The 2,305-nt window shown below is 64.0% G+C and carries 2 protein-coding genes; both read right to left on the bottom strand.

The window, feature by feature from the left end:
• On the bottom strand, positions 1-762 hold a 762-nt coding region (locus OP496_RS17225), incomplete at its 3' end, for an HK97 family phage prohead protease (RefSeq protein ID WP_280565067.1).
• Positions 759-2,305, bottom strand: a 1,547-nt coding sequence (locus OP496_RS17220; RefSeq protein ID WP_280565065.1) for a phage portal protein, incomplete at its 5' end; no start/stop codon positions are given. The genes OP496_RS17225 and OP496_RS17220, both read right to left, overlap by 4 nt.

The following is a 2,305-nucleotide window of genomic DNA, read 5'->3' as shown; positions in this document are numbered from 1 at the left end:
GACCAGGTTGCCCTTCTTGTCGCGCAGGATCTTCTCGTTCATCTCGCCTTCCTTATGATGTGTCCTGGAAGCGCCAGCAGCGCCGCTCGATTGGTTGCGTTCATTGCTGGCAGTATCAGGGCCGCTCTGGCTCGGCTCCGCTGGCAGTGGTTCCCGTGAGCGCCCTACGCCCACGGACATATCTGCCGGCACGGAGACGATGCTGATCTCATGCGGCTCCCAATCGGTGACGCGCACCATGTCAGGCATCCCAGCCCGCTCTTCGACCTCTACTTTGAGGATCGAGTAGCCGACCGAGACATGCCGACGGATGCCGTCGACCACGTCCTGCCACACCTCGGAAGCACGTGCGCCCTTGCCAAAGCGCACCTTCGCCCGGCCCCGCCGGTCGTCCCCTACGGTGACAGACTCCACCACGCCCACATGGTCGTCCCAATCATGATTGACCAGGACTGCCCCGCCATCAGCGAGGCGCTCAGTGCGCATGGCACTTGAGCTATGATCCAGCACCTCGATGCCGAACCATCGCTCCACCTCGGTCTCGCTGGAAAATGCCAGCTCGACCGTACGGTTCTCATGATCGATGGAACGCACTTCACCAACGACCATGTCGCGGCGCAGGCCCTCGGCCTTCATCTGGCGCAGTTGCTCGTCGGTGACGCTGCGTGTCTGGTGGCTGCCCTCAAGCTCGCGGGCCTTATCGGGCTCACGCGGGACAGTCGGCTGATGCCGGCGGTCGCGAACGTCGCGCTTATCCTTCATTGCTCGTCTCCTGCGGTTTCGCCCTGGGGCGTGCTGCTGCCGCTATTCATGGCGGGATCGCCCAATGTCGCGTCGACCAGGGCCTCGGGGATGCCGGCGTCGATCATGGCCTGCCGATCGCTCGCCCACTGACGCCACACGCTGCGTGGGTCACCGCCGCGTTCGCGGATCACTTGGCTGGGGCTCTTGATCTTGTTGGCGATGTCACGCGCGGCGGTTTTAGAGTCCTTGTCTGGATCGACCCAGTCCCAGCGGCGCGGCTGCCAGGCATGTTCGCGGTATTTCTCGATACGCTCGGGGCGCAGGGTGGCGCCGTTGGTACCGGGCACGGCGATGCCCTTGAGCAGGGCGCGGGGCAGCCACGCCTGGAACACCGGCTCCAGCAGCTGCTCGATCAACCACTCCTGCAGCTCCATCCAGTTATCGCGCTCGGAAAGCTTGCCCTGACGGATGCTGGAGAAGTTGACCCCCTCGAGGTCGTTGGCCAATTCGTTGTAGGAAATACCCAGACCGGTGGCGATCCCGCGCAAGCTCTGCTTGGAAAACGGCGCCAGTTCACCACTCGGAAAGTCCGGCTCCCAGTTTTTGAACTTGAGACCGGGCGGCAACTCCTGGAACGACCCAGGCTCGGCATCCATGTACAGCGGCTCGTGCTCATCCTCTTCTTCGTCCGCCGGGCCCATGCCCTCTTCCCACTCGAAAAAGCCGCCCTTCGACGCCGAGACGCGGGCGTTGACCAGGGAGGCCTTCTCGAATCCATCCAGGTGGTGCATGCGTAGAACGGCGGTGACCATCCACGGCAGGCCACGACGCTGCCCAACGAGGTCCTCGAGGAAGCCATGAATCACTTCCTCGGCGGGCACTTCGACGAAATTGCGGCCGCCAAAGCGGTAGTCACTCTCAGACGGATCGAGGGTGCCAAACAGATAGGCGACGGCGCGGCCCCAGCGGTTGTACTTGATGCCTTGCCGGATGAACTGACCACCCGGCAAGCGGTCTTCATTGACCTCCACCGGGCAGCGCTGAGGATCCAGCACCTGGATGGCCAACCCCCACGGATTGAGATCACGGCCATAGACCAGCCGGAAAATGAACTCGCCGTTGATCGCAGCGTCCTCCGCTGCGCGCGCCAGCAACTGCCGGAAGGAACGGCGTCCGGCCACGTCACAGATGCGCCGGTCGCACCATTTGGCGAAGTCGGCCTCGATCGCATCGTTGGCGCGCTCATCCAGCGTGCCGTCGGTGTCTTTGGCCTGGGCCTGCAACTGGATGCCTTTGCGGCCCACGACATTCTGGCGCACTTGGCGCACGAAGCCCCGGGCGTAGTCGTTGGTTAGCAACAGATGACGCGAGCGAGCTACCAAGGGACGCTGATTCTTGTCGATGAACTGGTCGGCGGGTACCGGGGTGGTAGGTAGGTCTGCCGAGAGACGATCGGCACGCGCCTGCCCCAGCAACGTTCGCGCTAGCGCGCGCGGGATGGCGCGCGCACGAGAGCGGTCGGCGGGAGGTTGTTGGCTTGGCGACGCCGCCACTTTCCGAC

The organism is Chromohalobacter sp. 48-RD10 (assembly GCF_029889785.1).
Taxonomy (GTDB): domain Bacteria; phylum Pseudomonadota; class Gammaproteobacteria; order Pseudomonadales; family Halomonadaceae; genus Chromohalobacter.
The sequence above is the reverse complement of the archived record's forward strand: the minus strand, read 5'-3'. Positions and strand labels throughout refer to the sequence as shown.